The sequence below is a fragment of the Chitinophaga rhizosphaerae genome, assembly GCF_003958645.1.
Taxonomy (GTDB): domain Bacteria; phylum Bacteroidota; class Bacteroidia; order Chitinophagales; family Chitinophagaceae; genus Chitinophaga; species Chitinophaga rhizosphaerae.
Genome location: NZ_RXLO01000006.1, coordinates 122,502 through 143,599, shown reverse-complemented (window position 1 = coordinate 143,599; position 21,098 = coordinate 122,502). Strand labels below are relative to the sequence as shown.

Sequence of the window (21,098 nt, the reverse complement as noted above, 5' to 3'; positions counted from 1 at the left end):
ATCATTTGAGTTAGCTATTTCCGTATCATTTTTACATTCGAATTGGTTGAAATAAAAAGGAAAGGAGTGTAAAAACCCAGATGTGATGATAAAAAAGCACCGGCAACATTCCTGTTGCCGGTTCCTTCCCTCACATGCAGGCGCAGGCAAATTGGCTGCGGCAACAGGCAGGAACGATAAAAGTCAGCCCGGTGAACAACGACCGGTCGGGACTATTGAAAGATGTAGCAAACCGGCGATGCACATTCCGCCGGACCGATGCGCGTATGATGATCCGGAATGGGATGCGGTGTATGATAAGCGACCCGATTTTCCGCTATCCCCTGAACGAGAAAACCTTTAATTCTATAAAATCTTCACCATGAAAAAAATCTACACCGCGTTATGCGTTGCGGGGCCCCTGTTTCTATTTGGGATGCTTTCCTGCATACATGCCTTTTCCCAAACGATGTCCCGGTACGACAAACTGATCATCCAGAAAGGGATAAACATACAGTCCTGGTCGCGCAACGACCATCCGCATGAGGGCGCTTTTGTCAAACCTGTCGAAAGTATTCAGGTTGGGCGTACCGGCCGGTACGTCAGGGTGCAGATGTCCAACACGGAACCTTTATACCTGGCGGAAGTACAGGTGTTCAGTAACGGAACGAACATCGCTTTGGGAAATCCCGTAACGCAGTCTACCACTGCGGCTGCCGGTTCAAAAGCGGTAGACGGCAATACCGATGGGAATTATGCCAATGGCTCGGTTGCCAGCACGGCGCAGGGCAGGGTGGAAATGGAGGCCTGGTGGTCGCTCGATCTTGGCAGTGTTTCCCAGATCGATTCTATTTTGATATTCAGTAGAACAGACATCATCCCTAACCACATCAAAGGCTTCTACCTGTTCGTGTCCGATAATCCATATAGTGGCAATACACTGCAGCTCACCTTATCCCAGGCAGGCGTTTCCAGCTATCGCCAAACGTATCCCTGGCCTTTATTGCCGCCTCCCGCGAGTGAGTATTTTTACGCCGGCCTTTCCCCGCAATACCATGATATGCCCGGGTTTCATTACGACAGGCATGCAGGCGCGCCGACCCTAAAATGGGGGATCGCCAAAGTAGGGCGCCCGGCGGCAAATTCCATCGACCATATCGTAAGGTATCCGTCGGCTTTCGAAAAGAGCAATGGCTTCCTCAACTCCATGCAATTGGCTCACCTCGACAAACTGCAATCCATCTGCGTGGGCGACGAGGAAGATTATCCCGTATCGCAACTGCCCATCTATAAAGAATGGTTCCAGATCATCCGCGAAAAGTACCCCGATGTATTGTTCCATACCAACCAGCGTCGCAACGAAATGTCAGAAACTCAGGAAAGGTTTTTTCTGCAGGATGGCAAACCCGACATGCTGACCTTCGACTATTATTATTTTGATTCCCAGAACACTACTTATAAGACGGATGATATTTACATATTCATGGCGCATAACCGCAGGATGGCCCTGGGCGGGCACGATGGAACGGGCACCACACCCATCATCTTTGGTGGTTACCTGCAGTCTTACAGAGGTAGGGACCCCCTCGGGTCCGAGCTTTACATGCCGGCAGAGTCGGAAATCAACCTGAACATTTTCGCTTTTCTGGGCATGGGCGTAAAATGGATGAGCTATTTTCATCAGCGTTCCAGTATGATTTTTAAGAGTGGAGCGCTCACGCCGCAATATTATCAGATTGCCCGGGCGGTACAACAGGCCAACAACCTCACACCGCACCTTTCCCGGTTGCGGACCAGCGACCTGCGTTTCATCCCCGGGAAAAAACTCGTAAACGGTGTTGTTACCAATAACGCATCGGTCCCGGACGCTCCCGCCTGGAGCGCCACCGCTGATCCCTATGTAAAAAGTATCACGGCCACCAACCTGGTTCCCGCAACAAACAATGGTTTGCCCGGTAGCTTGCTTATCGGCTATTTCAAACCGGTTCCGGGGCTTAACAATACGCCGGGCATTACCATGGCCCCGGTCCTCGATACGTTTACCCGCTACTTTATGATCGTGAACGGCCTTTATACCAAAAATGGCTGCTGCTACAACGATGTTGCCGATACGCTGCTGGGCAAAGCGAACCTGTCTAAGCAGAAAATCACGTTAAGCATCGATTTCGGTACCAGCGCGGTAGATACCCTGTACAGGGTGAGCAGGGCAACCGGCGCGTCGGAAATAGTACCACTGACCCACGTAAGCGGTTCCCAGTTTACCGTGAGCGATACGCTCGACGGTGGCCTGGGAGACCTGTTTTTCTGGAAGAACGCGGGCTCTCCCAATCCGCCCTCGCCACATAACGCAGTGTCCCTGGCAGGTGGCAGCATTTCGGCGGGTAATGTGACGCAGTTGAACGGCGCATCGAAATTCACGATTGAAACCTGGGCGAAGTTCAATAGCACCAGCGGATGGAACCACGTATTCTATAAAGGCGTCAGCACCACCCAGCGCATGGCACTGCAATCCGACCCCACGGGGAGATTATACGCCAATGTGAGCAATGGTGCCAATTCCTATGGGGCAACGGCGCCAGGTACCGTTGTGGCAGGCCAGTGGTATCATTTTGCGATGGTATACGATGGCACGCAATCCACCAGCAGCAACCGGCTGAAACTGTATATCAACGGGGCGCCGGCAACACTTGTCTATGGCGTGATCCCTGCTTCCTCCAGCAACAACGCCGCCTCCCTGGATTTCGGATTTGGTGGATTTGACGGCACGATAGACGAGGTGCGGGTTTGGAACACCGATCTTGCTGCAACGACCGTCTCGGGCTGGAAAGACAAGGTACTGGGCAGTTGTCACCCCAATGCGGGCAGCCTGGTGGCCTACTGGCGGCTGAACAATAATGCCGGCAACACGGTAGCGACAGCTTCGCTGGGAACGGCTTATGCGGGTGCCATCACCAACGGTACCTATATTACCAGCACCCAGGCGACCGGCGTAAGCGGCTGCCCCGGCGGGCCGGAATCCATTGCCGCTGTTGCAGCCGGACCGTCGTCTTACAAGTTGCAACCCGGCAACACGGGAATGATCTATCCCAACCCCTTAACAGGTGATGTTTTATATATCGGCAAGCTGCCGGGGGGGAAAGCGGAAGTGGAAATTACCGTGGTGAACATGGATGGTAAAGTGTGTAAATCGCAACGCATGGCTGCAGGTTCGGCGGGCCCGGTAGCATTCAATACCGGTAAACTGCCTCCGGGGATGTATTTGCTGCGGATCACCAGCCGGCAAGGGAAAGTATTGAAAACCGATAAGTTCATCAAATTGTAATGTTTGTAACTACCGGGTGCTATTGGGCGCCCGGTAGTTTTTTACGCTACCGGAAGAAATCATTGGATTGGCAGGCCAGGCGGTCAGGAAACACAGCCCCCACGTTGCATAAGCTTTATTTTTCTTAACCATAAGAACGCTTACGCTTTATGAAAAAAACAGTTTCCGCGGAATTTACAGGTCTGCACGGTGCTGCCGCAAGTTCTTTACAGATTAACCCGGATTTTCCTGTAATTCCCACTAAAGGTTAGTTATTCCCCTATTTAATACTATCCATCCTAAAATCAATGATCATGAAACCAATGTTTTTGATTTCAATCCCGGCGTTGCTGGGAGTTTGTGCCCTTTTTACGGCTTGCCAGAAACCTGCCAGTCCCATGGAAAAAGCCTCCGGCCATAAACCGGGCGCTACATTAAGCAATGTGGCCGCCCGGTCAGTAGCTGCCAACCCGAATTACCAGTTGATCTGGGCCGATGAGTTCAATGCAACCGGTGCATTCGATCCCAATAATTGGGAGCATTCTCCCAGGGGTGGTTCTGCATGGAATACTTACCTGACCTCGACGGCAGACTACGCCTATCTTGATGGGCAGAACCTGGTCGTAAAAATGGATAATGCAGTGATCCCCGGCGACAATGTGCCTTATCATGCAGGAGCGGTGAGATCCATGAACAAAGTAAATTTTCGGTATGGCAAGTTGGAAGTGCGTGCAAAGATGAAGGAAGGACAGGGTTCCTGGCCTGCCATATGGCTGATGCCTGAGCCGGCCTTTCAGTATGCCAGCTGGCCGGGTTGCGGCGAAATCGACTTGATGGAACATGTAAACTTCGCCAACTCGGTAAAACACCGTACACACCGGCAGAACGGCAATTTACCCAATGTCAGCTCTCCGTATGTCAAAAACGATTATAACTTATATACGTTGGAATGGACGCCGGATGATGTGAAGATGTTTGTTAACGGGGCACATCGTTTTACCTATTCCAGGGTTGCCGGCGGCGGTTGGCAGCAGTGGCCGTTTGATGTGCCGTTTTATATTATCCTCAATCAATCCGGGGGCGTGGGCTGGCCCGGGCCTGTTACCAATTCGCATCTTCCTTTTTATATGCATGTTGATTATGTGCGGCTGTACAAATTATCAGTAGCTACCAATGGCGGATTTGAAAGCGGGAGCCTGTCGCAATGGGACGCCTGGCCATCTTCGGGCAGTAGTGCCGGCGTAGTGAGCAATAACGCACATTCAGGAATGTATGCAGTGCAGTTACAAGGGGGCGTTGCCTCTGTAGAGCAAACGATTACCGGCCTCATTCCCAACACGACCTATATTTTGGGCGCTTATGCAAAACTGGCGAATGCCGGTGGCGGCGCTAGCGTAGGTGTGAAGAATTATGGCGGCAGTGCTATTGGCAGTCTGGTGACGGATGTCACTTATAAAATGAAGCAGGTAACTTTTACCACGGGTGCTACCAATACATCGGCAACGATTTATTTTTATAAGAACGGAGTCACTAATACTGCTTATGCAGATGATTTTTATCTGGAAAAACAGTAATGTGTAAACCTGCTGGAGCGGGTATGCAGGTTGCCGGTGATCCGGAATTGGCTGGTACCGCTTTCGGCGCAGGCATTGCCGGCTCCGGTGCTGCTGGTACATGCGGTTGACCCGGAGGTCGCAATCCATGGCATGGACAAGAGCCGGATTGTCTGCTAAAATACAACCCGACAACATGGAAATAATCTATCCTAACCCGTTAACTGGCGATATTTTATACATCGGCAAATTGCCGGAAGGTGTAACGAAGGTAAATGTATCTATAGTAACCCCCGATGGCCAGATTTGCAGAATGGAAAGCATGACGAACTATTCATCGGGGCCGGTAACGTTCCATACCGGTAAACTGGCGCCGGGCATGTATTGGCTGCGGATCGCCGGCAAGGGGGGCAAACTGTTGAAAACCTACAAGTTCATCAAATTATAATGGCTGCAACTACCAGGAGAACGCCCGATCGCCCGGTAATTCGATGTTTATTTTTCCGCCGCAAATGCAGCAGGTGAAATCGCTATCTGTTTGTCTTAATGGCCGCGGGTTTGGTGGTATCCTGCGCGATGGCAGGGCCACATGTGGGGCACGGTGGTTATTGTTATTGTTCACACTTCAGGCTTGTTGCTGCTTTGCGCGGCCTTGATTCCTTATTGCTCATTTAAGAAAAATTAACACCCATGAAAAAAATCCTTCTTTTTACCCTGTTTAGTTTTATCATATTTTCTCCCGGCATTAATATGTCTCCATCCAATGCCGCCGAGGCGAAAGCATTTAGCTATATCTACGGTTTCAAATCCTGGGACGATTACCCGCATTCTCCCGCACCGGCAAGCTATACCGTTGAACTGAATAACGGCGGTACTGCCACGATGGCGGTGTACGGAGATCCACTGGATCCCGACTATATTATGGTAAACGGCTATTACATGGACGTTACCAGCTCCAGTCATTTCTACGATGGCTTGGAAACGATCGAAGAAAGGCATGGTACAGTGCTCGGCACGCCCATACACTATGAGGCCAGGAAGATTTATAACTTCCTTTTAATCCAGGGCTGGTACGGTAGTTTGTAATCAGCGCCCGGCCGGCAAAGCAGCGCCCATATACAGGCAAAACGGGCACCGTTCGCAACGGTGCCCGTTTTCTGTTATGTACGGTTTTTGATTTTGTGACCATGTGTTTTTCAAAAAGAACGCGGTTTTGCTGGATTACGGAGAGGTTTGCGATCGCGTATATTTTTGCGTCAAAGGCCTGGTCACTTCATTGGAAAATGAATCCGGCAGGGAGCTGAATTGCAGGTGCATGTCGGAAGGCGACGTGATGATCGCGATCGAGGGCTGTTCCTGAATGCGCAGGATGCCGTCCCGGAACCGGTACCCTTTAATAAACAAATATAAACTGAAAACAAAAACGGAAATCCCGGGTTTAAAGCGGTAGCGGAATATTTCGATGCTATTGAAACATATATCATTAATTTGTGGCCGGCAGTGTAACTCCCGGCAGCGCTGCTTTACGGAACTATGCACAAAATTATCTCCATCCCTGAATGAAGAATATTTTCGCTTTCCTCATGTTGATGCTGCTGTCTTCCGGCGGTTTTAGCATCGTCCGCACGATCGATGCAGACACTTCGATCCTTACATCCGACGGGGTGAGACTGTACATGAAATCCGGTGGAACAGAGATCCCTAGCATCTTTATCCATGGCGGGCCCGGCGCATGGAGCAAGTCTTATGAAGTGCGCGGCGGAAATTCCCTGGAAGGCACGCTGTAAATGTACTACTTCGACCAACGCGGATCGGGACCGTTCGACCATTCCGGAAAATGGCCACTTCAGTCTCGCCCGGATGGTGGAAGACATCGAAAACGTCCGGCAGGCCACCGGATCTGAGCAGGTATACCTGATAGCACATTCCTTTGGAGGAATATTGGCCTTTAATTTCGCCCTCCGTTATCAAGGAGATCTGTTACCAAATGTTGTCGGACAACGAAGCGAACGTACCGGCTCGATAGGTGTAGACAACTGGGCGGGGCGGAACTATGCTTTCGGAGCAGAAGGGGAGTGTACCGCTGATAGGCGACGATCTGCCCGGGCAGGAACAGTTCCACAAATCCAGCAATCATAAAAGTTTTTACCGGGGGGACAGTATGGAGTCGCAAAATTTCAGAAAGGGAGAGCAGCGTATATAAAAAAGAAAACCCGCTCTTAGAGCGGGTTTTCTTTTTTTGGTGCCCAGAACTGGATTCGAACCAGCACACCGTTGCCGGCGCTGCGACCTGAACACAGTGCGTCTACCAATTTCGCCATCTGGGCATTCCTTTTTGTGTCAGGGAGTGCAAATGTACGCACTTTCTCATTATTTCCAAATTCTGGCAAGAAAAAATTTGACAAAAAATGAAAAAGCCGCGACCAGCGCGGCTTTTCAATAGATATCTTACTGCCGTTACACGGCAACGTTGAATTCGCGCAGGGTATCGTTCAGGCTCGTTTTGAGGTCGGTGCTCGCTTTACGCTGACCGATGATGAGCGCACAGGGCACCTGGAACTCCCCGGCAGGGAATTTCTTGGTGTAAGAACCCGGGATCACTACGCTGCGGGCCGGAACGCGGCCTTTGTATTCAACAGGCTCCGCACCGGTTACGTCGATGATCTTGGTAGACTGGGTCAGCACCACGTTGGCGCCCAGTACCGCTTCCTTCTCCACGCGAACGCCTTCTACCACGATGCAGCGGCTGCCTACGAACACGCCGTCTTCAATGATCACGGGACTGGCCTGCAAAGGCTCCAGCACTCCGCCGATGCCCACACCGCCGCTCAAATGCACATGCTTGCCGATCTGTGCGCACGAACCCACCGTAGCCCAGGTATCCACCATCGTTCCCTCGTCCACATATGCGCCGATATTAACATACGAAGGCATCAGGATGGCACCCTTGGCGATGAACGCTCCGTAACGCGCCACGGCATGCGGCACCACGCGAACGCCCAGCTCCTTATAGTTCGTTTTCAGCTTCATTTTGTCGTAGAACTCGAACGGAGGCAGCGTCATCGTTTCCATCGGCTGGATCGAGAAATACATCAGGATCGCCTGTTTTACCCACTCATTCACCTTCCAGCCATCTTCCGCCGGCTCCGCCACGCGAAGCTTTCCCTTGTCAACGGCTTCGATCACCGAACGCACCGCGTCTGAATATTGCGTTTGCTGCAAAAGACTGCGGTCGTTCCATGCAGCCTGGATTTGTTGCTGTATATCCATTGGATTATGCTTGTTTTCCGCAAAAATAATATAATCAGGCACAGTTGGGTGATAAAACGTATTTTTATCCGACTGGCTAACATTATTCATGGGGGATACGGGCGCATATAAGGACCAGGGCGACGCGGAACTGCTGCGATCGCTGAAAAACGGCAGCATAGAAGCTTTTAATGCGCTCTATCAACGCTACTGGCAACCCGTTTACAATGCCGCCTTCAAACGCTTGAACGACGGCGCCGCCGCGCAAGACATCACCCAGGATTTCTTCCTCCAGCTCTGGAACCGCCGGGCAGACCTCCACATCCTCCACCTCCCCGCATATATCCATACGGCCGTCCGCAACCGCGTGCTGAACCTGCTGGAAATACAGCAACGCTTCCTGCCCATGGCCGACCTCCTGGCCGAACAAACCGCCAACGGTGAAAGTGCCGACGCCCTGGCCCGGCGCAACGAATGGCTGAAATTATACCACGACCTTGTCAACGCCCTGCCCCCAGGCCGGCAGGAAATTTTCCGGATGCGCTACAACGAAGGCGCCAGCCCCGACGAGATCGCCCGGCAGCTCAACATCTCCCGCAAAACCGTCCAGAACCAGCTGGGCAAAGCCCTGGCAAGGCTCCGTGCCACGCTGGGTTCCCTGTTCTGCTGGTAACGCCTGCTTACGGTCTTTCCGGAACAGGCCTCCGCGCAGGGCGTTCCCTTCCATCCCCCAAAATTATTTTTCCGGCGGATGGGGCAAATGCTTTTCCGGCTGTCTTATCGATATGGACCACTCGTATTTCATCGAAATACTGCAAAAATACCGGGAAGGCAAGGCCTCTCCCGATGAAGAGCGTTTCCTCCTCGCCAGCTACGACGCCTTCGCGTCGCAACCCGACGTTACGGACCTGCTCACGCCCGAAGAACGGGAACGCCTCGGCAGCCGGATGCACGGTAACATCCTCCGCCAAATCGCCGGACAGGCGTTGCCCGACCGCCGTAAACCCGTATTCGCCATGTGGAAAGCGGCAGCGGCCGTACTGGTACTTGCCGGAGCGGCCACAATAGCGTTCCTGGTAATGCAACCCGGCCCCAAAACGCCTGCTGTGGCGGCCGCCGATCAATCCGTTCAACCCGTCCAGGAAAACAACCTCATCGCCCTGCCAGACGGGAGCACCGTGCTGGTAAGCGCCGGCAGCCGCTTACGATATCCTTCCGATTTCGGTCAGCGGAACAAAAGGGAAGTATTCCTCGAAGGAAAAGCGCTTTTCACCGTAGAACAGCAGGCCCGACAGCCCTTCGTGGTCCATGCCGGGGGATTACAGACCACCGTACTGGGCACCACTTTCGAAGTAGCGGCGCCGCAGGATGGAGACGTAACGGTAACGGTTTTCAAAGGGAAAGTGCGGGTGGATAAGGAAGCGACGCCACTCGGGGAATTGACCGCCAACCAGCAGATCGTCTATAATGCAGACGACGGCCAATCGCGCCAGCAGGCCGCATCGCAGCCCGCCGAATGGCAGCAGGGAGACCTGCTCTTCGACGATGTTACCCTCCAGCAGGCCGCCACCTTGCTCGAAGACCGTTTCGGCTACAGGATCTCCATCCCCGACGAAACCCTGCGCAGCCAGCGTTTCTCCACAACATTCGGCAGCAACGAGCCGCTGGAACAGGCGCTGAAAAGCATTTGCGCGTTCCTGCAGGCGGCATACACCATAGACAAAGAGAAAAAGAGCATTATTATTTACATGCCGTAATTGCCCGGCACAACCAGAATCATGCGTATGAACGTCAACATCCAACCGCCGTAAACAGAAAAAACCTCTGCCGAAGCAGAGGCTCGCGGCCTTGCACAACGGGAATTGTGCAGCGGCCCCAGATTTTAAAAGCCCGCGTCAACGGGCATTTTATTCACCTGCAATCACTAAAGTATGAATTTTTCCGCACTCGCAGCGGGAAGCGTCCGCGCTTTCCCAAAACTGCCCAGCGCGATTTTCCTGTATCGATGTATGCGAATTTCGTTATTGTCTTTTATGCTGATCGCCATAACCGCACAGGTTATCGTAGCCGCCTCCGCCAAAGCGCAGCGGCTCAACGGGCAGATCGTGCGCATGGCGTTGAAAGACGCCTCAATCCTGGAGGCTTTCAAACAAATCGAAAGCCAGACGGATTTCCGTTTCATGTACCGTAAGTCGGACGTGGGGCATATCCGCCATCTGAGCCTTCCCGAAGGCCGGCGCAACCTTGCCGCCCTGCTCGATCAGCTCCTGCAACCGCATTCCCTTTCCTTCCGCCAGATGGACAACAAGATCCTCATCCAGCCCCGCCTTGCGGAAACGCCGTTGGCAGACACCGCCTACATCGTTTCCGGCAGGGTAACGGGGGATGACGGGAACCCGGTGATCGGTGCCACCGTCATCGTAAAAGGCACCGGAAAGGGCGCTATCTCCAATGAAGACGGGCAGTTCAGCGTTTCCGTGACCGGGGGTGCCGTACTGGTCGTAACCTCGTTGGGCTACCGGCAGATGGAATTTCCCGTGAAAGACCGCGGCCCGCTGGCACTCCAGCTGCCACTGCAAACCGGCGGCTCGCGGTTGAACGAAGTGATCGTGGTGGGATACGGCACCCGGCAGAAACGTGTGCTGTCCGGCTCCATCGGGAAAGTCGGGGCGCTGAAACCGGAAGAGAACATGGTCAACAACCCCATATCCGCCCTGCAGGGGCGCGTGGCCGGACTGTCTGTCTCGAACACCGGCGCCACACCGGGTTCCATGCCCAACTTCACCATCCGTGGAGTGCAAACCATTCAAAATAATGTGACCGGATCCGGCTCCAACCCGCTGATCGTGGTAGACGGACTGGTGATCGACGCGGCGCCCTCGGGCGCCAACGCCAACTTCAGCATGTTCAACCTCAATCCGCAGGATATCGCGTCTATCGAAGTACTGAAAGACGCCGCGTCTTCGGCGATGTACGGTGCAAGAGGCGCGCAGGGCGTGATCCTCATTACGACGAAGAAAGGTTCCTTCGGCGCCAGGCCCGTCGTTAACATCAACGCCTACACGGGCTTCAACATGTCGTCTTTCTCTTACCGCCCGCTCAACAGCGGCGAATACGCCATGATGTTCAGGGAAGCGCGCCAGAACCGGATCGGGGATATCGACAGGCGCCTCGCTGGCGGCGTTACGCCCGGGGAGGAAGCCAATCTCCGCGAGGAAAAGGACATCCTCAACCTCCAGATGAACGAACTGAAAATGGGGCCGGACGATTTCAACTGGCTCGATAAAGTGAAGCCCTCCAGCGCACCGCTCTCCAACATCCAGCTGAGCATCGCCGGCGGCAGCAACCAGACCAGTTATTATTTTTCTTTCGGGAAATACGGTGAAGCCAATGCCGTGGGAGATGGCCGCCTCGACCGCTATTCCGGCAAACTGGCCCTCACCCAGAAAGTGAACCGCTGGCTGAAAGCAGGCATGGACGTGAGCATTTCGAAAGTCCGCTACGACGGCCTGGCCGAAGCCATCAACTCCGCCATCGCCGCACGGCCGGATACGCCCGATTCCATCAAAACCAATCCCGACGGCACCTGGGACTACTGGAACGGTTTCCAGGAGCACCCCTACGGCATCCTCCGCTATTTCTATGACAACAGGAAAGACAACTGGAACTACACCGGTAATTTCTTTGCGGAAGCCACGCTGAACAAGAACTTCAGCTTCCGTTCCATGATCGCCGGATCGCGGAGCGAAAGCAACCTGGTGGAGTTTATGTCGCCCCACAGCTACGGCGGCCTCGGCACCAAAGGAGATTACCAGGAAACGGAGAACAAAGGGATGCGATATACGCTCAACAACGTATTGACTTACCGTTTCAGCTACAGCAAACTCAAAGGCGATGCTTTGCTGGGCCAGGAGTTCACAGGGAACCAGTACCGGATCAACAGGAAGAACCTGCAAGGTTTTCCCATGATCGAGGGCCTTTGGAAACCGGCCAACGCTTCCATTTCCACGAACTACTATAATAGCGAAAACCGCCTCTACGAAGAATATTCGGAATCGTATTTCGTGCGCTCCAACATGAGCTGGAACGGCAAATATCTCCTCAGTATGAGCCTGCGCCGCGATGGCACGAGCAAGCTGAAGAAATACCGCCAGGCCTGGTTCCCGGCCATTTCGGGCGGCTGGATCGTGTCCGACGAAAACTTCCTCCGCGGCAACAATACCCTTAGCTACCTGAAGGTGAGAAGCAGCTTCGGGATCACGGGGAACATCCGGCCGGTGGGGCATTACGATACGCAAGACCTCGTCAACAGCCTGCTCTATCTCAACGAGCCCGCCCTTCGCCTCAATACCCTGCTCGGCAATCCCAACCTTAAATGGGAACGCACGCGCCAGCACGACATCGGCCTGGAAACGCGCTTTTTCAACGACCGCCTTTCCATCACCGCAGAATATTACGTGAAAAAAACCGACGGATTGCTCACCAGCCGGCAGATTCCCTGGTCGAGCGGCGGGTTTACCTCGCAGCGCGTGAACCTCGGTGCCATGACCAACCGCGGGCTCGACCTCGCCGTATCCGTTACCGGCAAACCCGGCGCGTTCCATTGGGAAGTGAGCGCCGTGGCCAATATCAACCGCAACCGCGTTACCGAACTGAGAGACAGCACCATGGCCTTCGGCGTGTATTTCCCGGGAAGCCCCATGGGATCCGTGCGCATCGGCCAGCCGCTGGGATTGTTGCAGTTGTACCAGTCGGAAGGCGTGGACCCGCAAACGGGCGACCTCGTCTATACCGATATGAACAAAGACGGGAAGATCAACCAGCAGGATATGGTGTATATACCCGTGGCCCTGCCGAAAGTGAACGGCGGCTTAACGGTGGACCTGGGCTGGAAGGGTTTCAGCCTCAACACCCAGCTGGCATTCAATTTCGGGAACAGCATCTACAACTTCAGTGAACAGTTCTACCGCAACTATGACTTCGATATCTGGACCGGCGTAGTGAACAACAAACCGACCTGGGTGCTGGACCGATGGCAGAAGCCCGGCGACGCCGCCCGCTATCCCCGCGCGATCGTGGGTGAGCATGGCGCCGGAAGGACCAACGACTGGAACCTCATGCCCTCCACCCATTACATCTACAGCGGCTCGTTCGTGCGCTGCCGCAACGTGACGCTGGCATACAACCTGCCCAATAGCCTCATACAGCGAGCGGGATTCCAGCAGGTGCGGGTGTACGCGGCCACGCAGAACCTGTTCACGATAAAGGACCAACGATTGAATGCGGACGATCCCGAACAGGGCCTGGAATCCGGGTTGCAGCGAGACGTAGCGCCGCTGCCACGCGCCGTTTCCTTCGGTATCGATCTTCGTTTCTGACATCATTAAAACAAACACATCATGTTTCTTAACTATAAAAAATACTTAATCGTGGCAGGTGTGGCGACACTCGTCTCCTGCGGCAAATACCTCGACAGGCCTGCGCCAGACCAGGCGATCGGGAAAGATCAGCTCACCGACAACGACATCGCGCTCCTGCTGAAAGGCACTTACATGAGCATGGCGGGCAGCTGGCCGCCGCAGTCGTACCCCATGACGGACATTTACAGCGACGATATCATTTCCCTGCAGGGCGGCAATCCTGCGCTCTTTAACCCGCAAGCCTACGAAGCCTGCAACCCCAGTTCCGCCGATGGTTTCGGGATCGGGCGGTTGTACATCGCCGCATATACCGCCATCGGGAACGCGAATTTCGTGATCGGCAAAATCGGGAATCCGGCAACGCCGGCGATGCGGCAACTGCTGGGCGAAGCCCTCGTCATCCGCGCGCATTCCTACAACCAGCTGGCCGAAGTGTTTGGCGGCGTGGTGCTCATCGCTTCCGTGGAAACGGATATCGACCAGATCCGCAAACCGAAAAGCACCGAAACCGAAGTGCTCGACCAGGTGGAGAATGACCTCGAAGCCGCCATTCCCTTACTGGGCGATTTCAAATCCCCCAAAGCCGCGTCGAAGCAAGCCGCACAGCTGCTCCTGGCGCGGGTGAGCCTGCAGCGTGGCAAACACGCCCGGGCGAAGGAACTGGCGGAAGCCGTGATCGGCTCGGGGAAGAGAAGCCTGTCGGCCGGCTCGTTCTCGCCGATTTTCCGGTACAACAGCCCCGCCGGCGAGATGGTCTGGCAGATGTCTGACGGCCCGATGCCCAGCGCCTACGAACGCTATGGCCTGTTCAGCTTCTACAGTCCCGCGCCGCCGTTCCTCGGCAATGGCACGGGCCTCACGTCGATGGACGATGTGCTGGCGGATTCATACGAACCGGGAGATACCCGCCGCGAAATCATCCGCAAAGCGAAACAGAACGCTACCGGAAGGGATGTGAATTATTTGCTGAAATACTCGACCGATACGCTGCAATCCGCCGCCGCCGTGTATGTCATGTATCCGCTCGTGCGTATCAGCGAAGCGTATCTGATTTCGGCGGAAGCGGCCGCGCGGCAAAACGTGGTCGATGTAACCCGCTACAACCAATTGCGCACGGCGCGGAACGCCAGCCCGAAAAACGCCGGGGATTTCGCGAACGCCACCGCTTTCCTCGCCGAACTGGAAAAGGAACGCCGCCGCGAGCTGGTGGGCGAAGGCCGGCGCTGGATGGATATGAAGCGTTTCGGAAAAGCGGAAGCTTTCCTTACTTCGAAAGGCCGGAACGCCACGCGCCTCTGGTTCCCGTTCACCGACGCGGAACTGTTGCGCAACCCGAAGCTGAAACAGAACGAAGGTTACTAGTGCAAATTGATGGATATATCGAAAGCAGCCCTGCATTTGCGGGGCTGTTCCTTTTTGGGGCGAGCCGTTTTTTTTGAAAGGGATTCAGGGGATGAGGGACTTTCTCCTTTCCGCCGTTCCGGCCAGCACCGCCGCCAGTTGCCGGGAAATGGCGGCGTCGCAAAGTTTGTCCAGCCAGAAAAACTCGCCGGCCGCATTGAGCTCCAGGAAGTAGTATTTCCCTGCTGGCGTGAGGATAAGATCGATGGCGCCGTAGTTAAGGCCGTATCGGTCCATCAACCGCGACAATCCCGCTGCTACGGAAGCCGGGAGTTCATAAGGCCGCCATTGCACGGCGAGCGCGGCGCCTTCCTTCCGCCAGTCCGTTTCCGCCCCGGGCTGTTGCGCGGAATCGATGCTGAACGCGAACATTTCCTTTCCTACCATATTCACCCGCAATTCCAGCGCCTTCGGCAGTTTTTCCTGGAAAGTCATGGGGCAGAAGCGAAGTTGCGGCAATTGTTCGAGATGGTCTGCCCTGATCTCGCTCGTAAACACGACCTGTTCCTGCCCGTCTTGCTGGATGGCGAATGCGCTTTGCATCTTCGCCACGATGGGGCCGTTCACTTCTTTCATGAATTGCCCCAGCCGCTCAGGGCTGTTCGTGATGCAGGTGGCCGGCGTCAGCAGTCCGCATTCGGTGGCGAGGCGCAGCTGTTCTTCCTTGCTGTCCAGCCGCCGGTACACGCTGTACCGTTCCATTTGGAAACAGGGAAGGGATTCGAGCATCCCGAAAAGTGTACGCCTGATCTCACCGGCAGCGGGGGAGAGATAGGGTTTTTCCAGCACCTGGTCGAGCCCGTCGGCGATATGGTAACTGCGGCGGTACCAGACGGCATCCAGATCCTCGAGCTGCTGGGAGCGCTGCCCGTCGTCCAGCCAAAGCCGGCGGCCATGGCCATTGTATTCGGAAGTAAGTCGGGTAACGAGGGGATAGCGGTCTACATTGAACCTGACCGGTGTGGCGCCGGCGGCTTCGAGGTGTCCCATAACGGATGTAACGGCTTCATTGTCTGCTGAATGTGTGATAATCAGAATTTTACCCATACTGTTCGATTCGGTTGACTAATTTTTCGGCGATGGTGGCGGCAATGGGGAAACCGAGGTATTTCTCCAGCATGCCCCATTCGCCCTGGGGGTTCACTTCGAGGAAAACATGTTCGCCGTCTGGCCGCACGATCATGTCTATGGCGCCGAAAGGCAAGCCCAGTAAAGTCATCATGTCGTGTATCTTCTCTTCTACGTCTGCCGGCAGCTCCCAGGTTTCCCAGGAAACGAGGGTGGTATTGGCCGTCCGCCAGTCGGTCAGCTCCGGGGCGCGAAGGCTCCCGGTATAAAAATCCCCGTCGATATAAATTACGCGTAATTCCCGGTCTTTCGGGATGTATTCCTGTAAGATCATGGGGCAGGCAGACAGGGATTCCAGCATGGGAACGTCCTCCTTCCGCAGGCGGGTGGTGGGGAAGAAGTTGCTTTTCCCGTCCATGGATTTGGACAGCGCCCCGTGCAGTTTAACGACCACATTGCCGCCATGATCGTCGTAAAAGCGGATGGCGTCTTCTGCATGGTTGCTGAAAAGGGTCTGCGGCACCTGGAGCCCTACAGACCGGGCGGCGGTGAGCTGCATGAGCTTGTTGGCGCCCACGGCATGGTCGAGGTCCATCCGGTTGATCCAGGGCACGTCCAGCGATTCGAGGAAGATATTGAGCGAGGTGCGGTATTCTTTGAGGAACGCCGGTACGTAGGCGGGGTCGAGGGAAGGAGGGACCTGGAGGTCCCACATCTTCCGGTACCATACGCCGCGGATCTCCCGGGCGTCGATCACCCGGTTGCCGCACCGGAGCTCGTATTGCGGGCCGTTGGTATGTAAACGGTAACGAAGGCGGTATCTGGTGCCGAACTCGTCGGTATTGAACCGGAAACCCTCATATCCGAGTGATTCCAGCCGTTGCTGAACACGTTCTATCGTAAATGTATCCTGGGAATGCGTAAGGCAGAGTATCATGGAGAAGTTGGCGAATAACAAAAGGGCAACAGCCGCCGGGCCGTTGCCTAAGAAAATCGTCGTTGAAAATCAGGGATTACAGCAACCACCATTCCTCATCACCGTCTGACGGGTATTTCTGGGTCTGGTCAGGCACATCGGCCAGTTTGCTGGTCCAGTGAGAATTTTCTGCAGTTTGAGGGCTCGTGTTTAGCTGTTGCTGCGACTCCAGCAGCTGCGCGAAAAACGGCTTCATGAGTTTTTCATTGGGTTTCATGTCAGGAAAAAAATTGGGTGGTGAACAATGACTTTTGCTTTCCTTTCCTTTTTATATGGTTCTGCGGAACTTGTCCGTTCCGATCATTAAATGAGACATTTAAGTTAAAATTTTTGCGGGAAAGAAAAAAATCAAATTCAGTATTTTGCCGTCTGATCAAATTAAAAGCATTGAGAATCGGTTTCGACGCCAAAAGGGCCTTTCAGAACCGCACGGGATTGGGGAATTACAGCCGTACGCTGGTTTCCTCCCTGGCGGAATATCACCCCGAACACGAATATGTGCTCTTCGCCCCCAAGGTGAAGCCGCTGTACCGCCCCCCCGGTGCCGTAACAACCGTTGTTCCCCGGCAATTCCTCCACCGCCTCCTCAAACCCGTCTGGAGAAGCCGCTGGGTGTCCGACGAGCTGAAAAGCCACGGGATCGACGTTTTCCATGGCCTCAGCGCCGAACTGCCTTTCGGGATCCACCGCACCGGGGTGCCCAGCACCGTCACCATGCACGATCTCATTTTTGAACGGTACCCCCGGCAATACAATCCCATCGACGTCAACACGTACCGCAAAAAAGCCAAATACGCCTGCCAGGCGGCCGCCCAGGTAATCGCCATCAGCCTGCAGACGAAAGCCGACCTTATCGAATTCTACGGCGTTCCGGAAGAAAAAATCCCCGTCTGCTACCAGGCCTGCGACCCCTCGTTCCAGGTCCCGCCCGACCCGCAAAAGGTCCGCCAGATGCTGGTCCGGTACAACCTCCCCTCGGAATATTTCCTCTACGTAGGCTCCGTCATCGAACGGAAAAACCTCGCCCGCATCGCCGAAGCCATGTTCCGGCTCAAAGACCGCCTCAATGTGCCGCTGGTGGTATTGGGGGACGGCGGTTCCTACAAAAAGAAAGTCGAAGCCTACCTGGCCGGAAAAGGCCTCACCAGCCGGGTGATCTTCCTGAACGACGTCACAAAATTCGCCTTCCCCGACCTGCCCGCGCTCTACCAGGGCGCCCTGGCGCTGCTATACCCTTCCACTTTCGAAGGATTCGGCATCCCCATCCTCGAAGCCCTCTGGAGCCATACCCCCGTGGTAACGGCTTCCGGCTCCTGCTTCGCGGAAACCGGCGGCAACGCCGCCCTGTACGTAGACCCTTTCAGCGTGGACAGCATCGCCGACGGCATGCTCCGCGTAGCCGGCGAGCCCGCACTGCGACAGGAAATGGTGGAAAAAGGCATCATCCACGCCCAAAACTTCACGCCGGAAAAATGCGCCGGCGCCGTGATGAACGTGTATCAAAACATCCTGAAATGACCGATTTCGAAAACGATATCCTCCGCTCGCTCGAAGTCCTCCGCAACGGAGGCACCATTCTCTATCCCACAGACACCATCTGGGGATTGGGCTGCGACGCCACCGACGAAGCCGCCGTACGCAAAATCTACGCCCTGAAACGACGCGATGAAGCCAAAAGCCTCGTAGTGCTCATGGCCGACGTCAAAGACCTCCTGAAGTACCTCGCCTCGCCACCGCACGATATAGCCGGGGTGCTGGCCGGGTTCGACCGCCCCACGACCGTAATCTACGAAGGCGCCCTCCATCTCGCCCCCAACGTCATCAATCACGACGGTTCCATCGCCATCCGGCTTGTGCAGGACCCTTTCTGCCGCCATTTGGTGAAAAGACTGCGCAAACCCCTGGTTTCCACGTCTGCCAACATCTCCGGAGCACCGTCGCCCGCGAATTTCAAGGACGTTTCCCCCGAAATCCGGAACGGAGTGGATTATGTGGTAGAGCACCGGCAGCAGGACGAAACGCCGGCCCGCCCCTCCAGGATCGTGCGCATCGGGAAAGACGGAAGGCTGGAAATCATCCGGGATTAAATTACTTTTGCGCCTTAAAACGGTAGATACATGATGGAAATTCCCTGTACGAAACGGGAAATGGATTTGTTTGAACGCGTCGCGGAATCGGCCCGGCAGATCGGCGTACCCGCTTATCTGATCGGCGGGTTCGTGCGCGACAAACTGCTGGACAGGCCTACGAAAGACATGGATATCGTTTGCGTGGGAGATGGCATCGCGCTGGCGCACCAGGTGGCCCGGTTGCTCGATCCGTCCCTGAAAGTCAATTTCTTCAAAACATACGGTACCGCCCAGATCAAATTCGACGATACGGAGATCGAATTCGTGGGCGCCCGCCGCGAAAGCTACCGGGATCATTCCCGGAACCCCGAAGTAGAGCCCGGAACGCTGGAAGACGATCAGCTGCGCCGCGATTTTACCATCAACGCATTGGCGATCAGCCTCAACGAAGCCGATTATGGTAAACTGATCGATCCTTTCAACGGGCTGAAAGACCTGGAAGACAAACTCATCCGCACACCGCTGGAACCGGGGCAGACCTTCAGCGACGATCCGCTGCGCATGATGCGCGCCATCCGGTTCGCGTCGCAACTCAACTTCACCATCCTTCCCGAAACGTTCCAGGCCATCGTCGACAACGCCAGCCGGATAAAAATCATTTCCCAGGAAAGGATCACCGACGAGCTGAACAAGATCATGCTCAGTGCCAAACCTTCCGTAGGCCTCGATCTGCTGTATAAATCAGGCATCCTGAAAATCATTTTCCCGCAGATGGTAGACCTCGTGGGCGTGGAAATGCTGGAAGGGAAGGGGCATAAAGATAATTTTTACCACACCCTCCAGGTGATCGATAATATTTCCCGCCATACCCGCGACCTCTGGCTGCGCTGGGCGGCATTGCTGCACGATATCGGGAAGCCCGCTACGAAACGATTCGAAGCCGGCCATGGGTGGACGTTCCACGGCCATGATGCCGTGGGCGGGAAAATGGTGCCGAGAATTTTTACAAGGCTGAAACTGCCGTTGAACGAAAAGATGCGGCTCGTGAAAAAGCTCGTGGAACTGCATTTGCGGCCCATCAGCCTCACAAAGGAGAATATCACCGATTCGGCTATACGCAGACTGCTGTTCGACGCCGGCGAAGACCTGGAAGCACTCATGATGCTGTGCGAAGCCGATATCACCTCCAAGAACCGCGCGAAAGTGCGCCGCTACCTGGAGAATTTCGAGCTGGTGCGCGAGCGGTTGAAGGAAGTGGAGGAAAGTGACCGCATCCGCAACTGGCAGCCGCCGGTAACGGGCGAGCTCATCATGGAAACGTTCGGACTGAAGCCCGGAAAGCTCGTGGGCGACCTGAAAAGTGCCATCCGCGAAGCCATTCTCGACGGTGAGATCACCAATAATTATGACGCTGCGTATGCGTTCATGCTGAAAAAGGCAGCTGAACTAAACTTGACCCCTGTTAAATAATTTGGTATTTTTGTTCATACAACATTGTAAATCATATGCCGGTATTAAAATTCAGAGTTTATTGGGAAGAAGACGAAAGTGTCTACAGGGATATCGTTGTAAAGCCCAGTCAGAATTTTGTGCAATTTCATCAGGCCATCTTGACAGCATATGAGTTTGATTCCAAGCACAAGGCAACCTTTTACCGCAGTAACGACAACTGGCAGCGTGGCCGGGAGATTTTGCTGGAAAAAGATGGCGTGGCCCGGAAAGCGGAACCGCTGCTGATGGTAGATACGCCGATCGGCGCAATGGTCAGGGACCCGAACCAGAAATTCATTTACCTCTACGATTTCGCTAAAAACTGGACGTTTTTGGTGGAACTGATCGGTGTTGCCAAAGATGAGAACGCCAAACTGAGCTATCCCGCCATCGTCCGCAAGGAAGGGCTGGCCCCCAGCCAGTATGGCACCAAAGGGCTCATCGGCGATAAACTGGTAGAAATGGAAGAGAAGTACGACCTCAACCGCGAAGGCATGTCTGAAGACGGTTTCGGGGAAGAAGGAGAGGAGACGGAAGGTGAGGATGATGGCATGGAAGAAAGCGGTTCCGAAGACGAAAACATGTTTTAGC

18 protein-coding genes and 1 tRNA gene are annotated in these 21,098 nt (G+C 54.7%); 14 read left to right on the top strand and 5 right to left on the bottom strand.

The window, feature by feature from the left end:
• The first annotated feature begins 361 nt into the window (after positions 1 to 361).
• The 6 genes from EJ361_RS15725 (at position 362) to EJ361_RS26170 (ending at position 6,972) form a co-directional block, all read left to right on the top strand.
• Positions 362 to 3,301 carry a LamG-like jellyroll fold domain-containing protein gene (locus EJ361_RS15725; protein ID WP_126246595.1) on the top strand — a complete coding sequence of 980 codons (2,940 nt, stop codon included), beginning with the start codon at positions 362 to 364 and terminating at the stop codon, positions 3,299 to 3,301.
• Between the two features lie 293 nt (positions 3,302 to 3,594).
• Positions 3,595 to 4,854 carry a family 16 glycosylhydrolase gene (locus EJ361_RS15720; RefSeq protein WP_164714275.1) on the top strand — a complete coding sequence of 420 codons (1,260 nt, stop codon included), beginning with the start codon at positions 3,595 to 3,597 and terminating at the stop codon, positions 4,852 to 4,854.
• 100 nt (positions 4,855 to 4,954) lie between these two features.
• Positions 4,955 to 5,281 (top strand): T9SS type A sorting domain-containing protein, encoded by a 327-nt coding sequence (locus EJ361_RS15715; RefSeq protein WP_126246593.1) that lies wholly within the window; start codon positions 4,955 to 4,957, stop codon positions 5,279 to 5,281.
• A 242-nt stretch (positions 5,282 to 5,523) separates the two neighbouring features.
• Positions 5,524 to 5,919: a hypothetical protein gene (locus tag EJ361_RS15710; RefSeq protein WP_126246592.1), complete on the top strand. Its 396-nt coding sequence runs from the start codon at positions 5,524 to 5,526 to the stop codon at positions 5,917 to 5,919.
• Positions 5,920 to 6,392: 473 nt separating this feature from the next.
• Entirely contained in the window at positions 6,393 to 6,620 is a 228-nt protein-coding gene (locus tag EJ361_RS25650) for a hypothetical protein (protein ID WP_164714273.1), read from the top strand.
• Complete coding sequence (locus tag EJ361_RS26170; RefSeq protein WP_394344730.1) at positions 6,550 to 6,972, top strand: alpha/beta fold hydrolase; 423 nt, start codon at positions 6,550 to 6,552, stop codon at positions 6,970 to 6,972. The genes EJ361_RS25650 and EJ361_RS26170 overlap by 71 nt, the downstream gene beginning before the upstream one ends.
• 101 nt (positions 6,973 to 7,073) lie before the next feature.
• Here the strand turns inward: EJ361_RS26170 and EJ361_RS15700 are convergent.
• Together EJ361_RS15700 and EJ361_RS15695 are read right to left on the bottom strand one after the other, a co-directional pair.
• Positions 7,074 to 7,160, bottom strand: a tRNA-Leu gene (locus EJ361_RS15700).
• Positions 7,161 to 7,290: 130 nt separating this feature from the next.
• A complete protein-coding gene (locus EJ361_RS15695) occupies positions 7,291 to 8,103 on the bottom strand; it encodes a 2,3,4,5-tetrahydropyridine-2,6-dicarboxylate N-succinyltransferase (protein WP_126246590.1) in 813 nt (270 codons plus the stop codon).
• A gap of 88 nt (positions 8,104 to 8,191) precedes the next feature.
• Here EJ361_RS15695 and EJ361_RS15690 point away from each other — a divergent pair, with 88 nt between their 5' ends.
• The 4 genes from EJ361_RS15690 to EJ361_RS15675 all read left to right on the top strand — a co-directional run bounded on the left by EJ361_RS15690 (position 8,192) and on the right by EJ361_RS15675 (position 14,864).
• Positions 8,192 to 8,755, top strand: a complete 564-nt coding sequence (locus EJ361_RS15690) for an RNA polymerase sigma-70 factor (protein ID WP_126246589.1) — start codon at positions 8,192 to 8,194, stop codon at positions 8,753 to 8,755.
• 112 nt (positions 8,756 to 8,867) lie between these two features.
• The gene (locus tag EJ361_RS15685) at positions 8,868 to 9,839 is read left to right on the top strand and encodes a FecR family protein (RefSeq protein WP_126246588.1); all 972 of its coding nucleotides are present in this window, start codon (positions 8,868 to 8,870) and stop codon (positions 9,837 to 9,839) included.
• Between the two features lie 276 nt (positions 9,840 to 10,115).
• The gene (locus tag EJ361_RS15680; RefSeq protein ID WP_164714271.1) at positions 10,116 to 13,460 is read left to right on the top strand and encodes a SusC/RagA family TonB-linked outer membrane protein; all 3,345 of its coding nucleotides are present in this window, start codon (positions 10,116 to 10,118) and stop codon (positions 13,458 to 13,460) included.
• Positions 13,461 to 13,481: 21 nt separating this feature from the next.
• Complete coding sequence (locus EJ361_RS15675) at positions 13,482 to 14,864, top strand: RagB/SusD family nutrient uptake outer membrane protein (RefSeq protein WP_126246586.1); 1,383 nt, start codon at positions 13,482 to 13,484, stop codon at positions 14,862 to 14,864.
• A gap of 84 nt (positions 14,865 to 14,948) precedes the next feature.
• On the opposite strand, the gene EJ361_RS15670 is transcribed toward EJ361_RS15675, so the two are convergent.
• The 3 genes from EJ361_RS15670 to EJ361_RS15660 form a co-directional block, all read right to left on the bottom strand.
• Complete coding sequence (locus EJ361_RS15670; protein ID WP_126246585.1) at positions 14,949 to 15,950, bottom strand: MvdC/MvdD family ATP grasp protein; 1,002 nt, start codon at positions 15,948 to 15,950, stop codon at positions 14,949 to 14,951.
• Positions 15,943 to 16,908, bottom strand: coding sequence for an MvdC/MvdD family ATP grasp protein (locus EJ361_RS15665; protein WP_126246584.1), 966 nt, complete (start codon positions 16,906 to 16,908; stop codon positions 15,943 to 15,945). The genes EJ361_RS15670 and EJ361_RS15665 overlap by 8 nt, the downstream gene beginning before the upstream one ends.
• A 76-nt stretch (positions 16,909 to 16,984) precedes the next feature.
• On the bottom strand, positions 16,985 to 17,164 hold the full coding sequence (locus EJ361_RS15660; RefSeq protein ID WP_126246583.1) for a microviridin/marinostatin family tricyclic proteinase inhibitor: 180 nt from the start codon (positions 17,162 to 17,164) through the stop codon (positions 16,985 to 16,987).
• 170 nt (positions 17,165 to 17,334) lie between these two features.
• On the opposite strand from EJ361_RS15660, the gene EJ361_RS15655 reads away from it, so the two are divergent.
• Genes EJ361_RS15655 through EJ361_RS15640 form a run of 4 tightly spaced genes read left to right on the top strand, consistent with a single transcriptional unit; the run spans position 17,335 to position 21,097 of the window.
• The gene (locus tag EJ361_RS15655) at positions 17,335 to 18,465 is read left to right on the top strand and encodes a glycosyltransferase family 4 protein (RefSeq protein WP_126246582.1); all 1,131 of its coding nucleotides are present in this window, start codon (positions 17,335 to 17,337) and stop codon (positions 18,463 to 18,465) included.
• Positions 18,462 to 19,034, top strand: a complete 573-nt coding sequence (locus tag EJ361_RS15650) for an L-threonylcarbamoyladenylate synthase (RefSeq protein ID WP_126246581.1) — start codon at positions 18,462 to 18,464, stop codon at positions 19,032 to 19,034. Before EJ361_RS15655 ends, EJ361_RS15650 begins: the two co-directional genes overlap by 4 nt.
• 30 nt (positions 19,035 to 19,064) lie before the next feature.
• On the top strand, positions 19,065 to 20,486 hold the full coding sequence (locus tag EJ361_RS15645) for a CCA tRNA nucleotidyltransferase (RefSeq protein WP_240646644.1): 1,422 nt from the start codon (positions 19,065 to 19,067) through the stop codon (positions 20,484 to 20,486).
• 35 nt (positions 20,487 to 20,521) lie between these two features.
• Positions 20,522 to 21,097, top strand: coding sequence for an IS1096 element passenger TnpR family protein (locus EJ361_RS15640; RefSeq protein WP_126246580.1), 576 nt, complete (start codon positions 20,522 to 20,524; stop codon positions 21,095 to 21,097).
• Position 21,098: the final 1 nt, after the last annotated feature.

Bases quoted from the DNA above. Each gene is read 5' to 3' on its own strand.
- EJ361_RS15725 (WP_126246595.1), top strand. From the start codon at position 362: ATGAAAAAAATCTACACCGCGTTATGCGTTGCGGGGCCCCTGTTTCTA.
- EJ361_RS15720 (WP_164714275.1), top strand. From the start codon at position 3,595: ATGAAACCAATGTTTTTGATTTCAATCCCGGCGTTGCTGGGAGTTTGT.
- EJ361_RS15715 (WP_126246593.1), top strand. From the start codon at position 4,955: ATGCGGTTGACCCGGAGGTCGCAATCCATGGCATGGACAAGAGCCGGA.
- EJ361_RS15710 (WP_126246592.1), top strand. From the start codon at position 5,524: ATGAAAAAAATCCTTCTTTTTACCCTGTTTAGTTTTATCATATTTTCT.
- EJ361_RS25650 (WP_164714273.1), top strand. From the start codon at position 6,393: ATGAAGAATATTTTCGCTTTCCTCATGTTGATGCTGCTGTCTTCCGGC.
- EJ361_RS26170 (WP_394344730.1), top strand. From the start codon at position 6,550: ATGGCGGGCCCGGCGCATGGAGCAAGTCTTATGAAGTGCGCGGCGGAA.
- EJ361_RS15695 (WP_126246590.1), bottom strand. From the start codon at position 8,103: ATGGATATACAGCAACAAATCCAGGCTGCATGGAACGACCGCAGTCTT.
- EJ361_RS15690 (WP_126246589.1), top strand. From the start codon at position 8,192: ATGGGGGATACGGGCGCATATAAGGACCAGGGCGACGCGGAACTGCTG.
- EJ361_RS15685 (WP_126246588.1), top strand. From the start codon at position 8,868: ATGGACCACTCGTATTTCATCGAAATACTGCAAAAATACCGGGAAGGC.
- EJ361_RS15680 (WP_164714271.1), top strand. From the start codon at position 10,116: ATGCTGATCGCCATAACCGCACAGGTTATCGTAGCCGCCTCCGCCAAA.
- EJ361_RS15675 (WP_126246586.1), top strand. From the start codon at position 13,482: ATGTTTCTTAACTATAAAAAATACTTAATCGTGGCAGGTGTGGCGACA.
- EJ361_RS15670 (WP_126246585.1), bottom strand. From the start codon at position 15,950: ATGGGTAAAATTCTGATTATCACACATTCAGCAGACAATGAAGCCGTT.
- EJ361_RS15665 (WP_126246584.1), bottom strand. From the start codon at position 16,908: ATGATACTCTGCCTTACGCATTCCCAGGATACATTTACGATAGAACGT.
- EJ361_RS15660 (WP_126246583.1), bottom strand. From the start codon at position 17,164: ATGAAACCCAATGAAAAACTCATGAAGCCGTTTTTCGCGCAGCTGCTG.
- EJ361_RS15650 (WP_126246581.1), top strand. From the start codon at position 18,462: ATGACCGATTTCGAAAACGATATCCTCCGCTCGCTCGAAGTCCTCCGC.
- EJ361_RS15645 (WP_240646644.1), top strand. From the start codon at position 19,065: ATGATGGAAATTCCCTGTACGAAACGGGAAATGGATTTGTTTGAACGC.
- EJ361_RS15640 (WP_126246580.1), top strand. From the start codon at position 20,522: ATGCCGGTATTAAAATTCAGAGTTTATTGGGAAGAAGACGAAAGTGTC.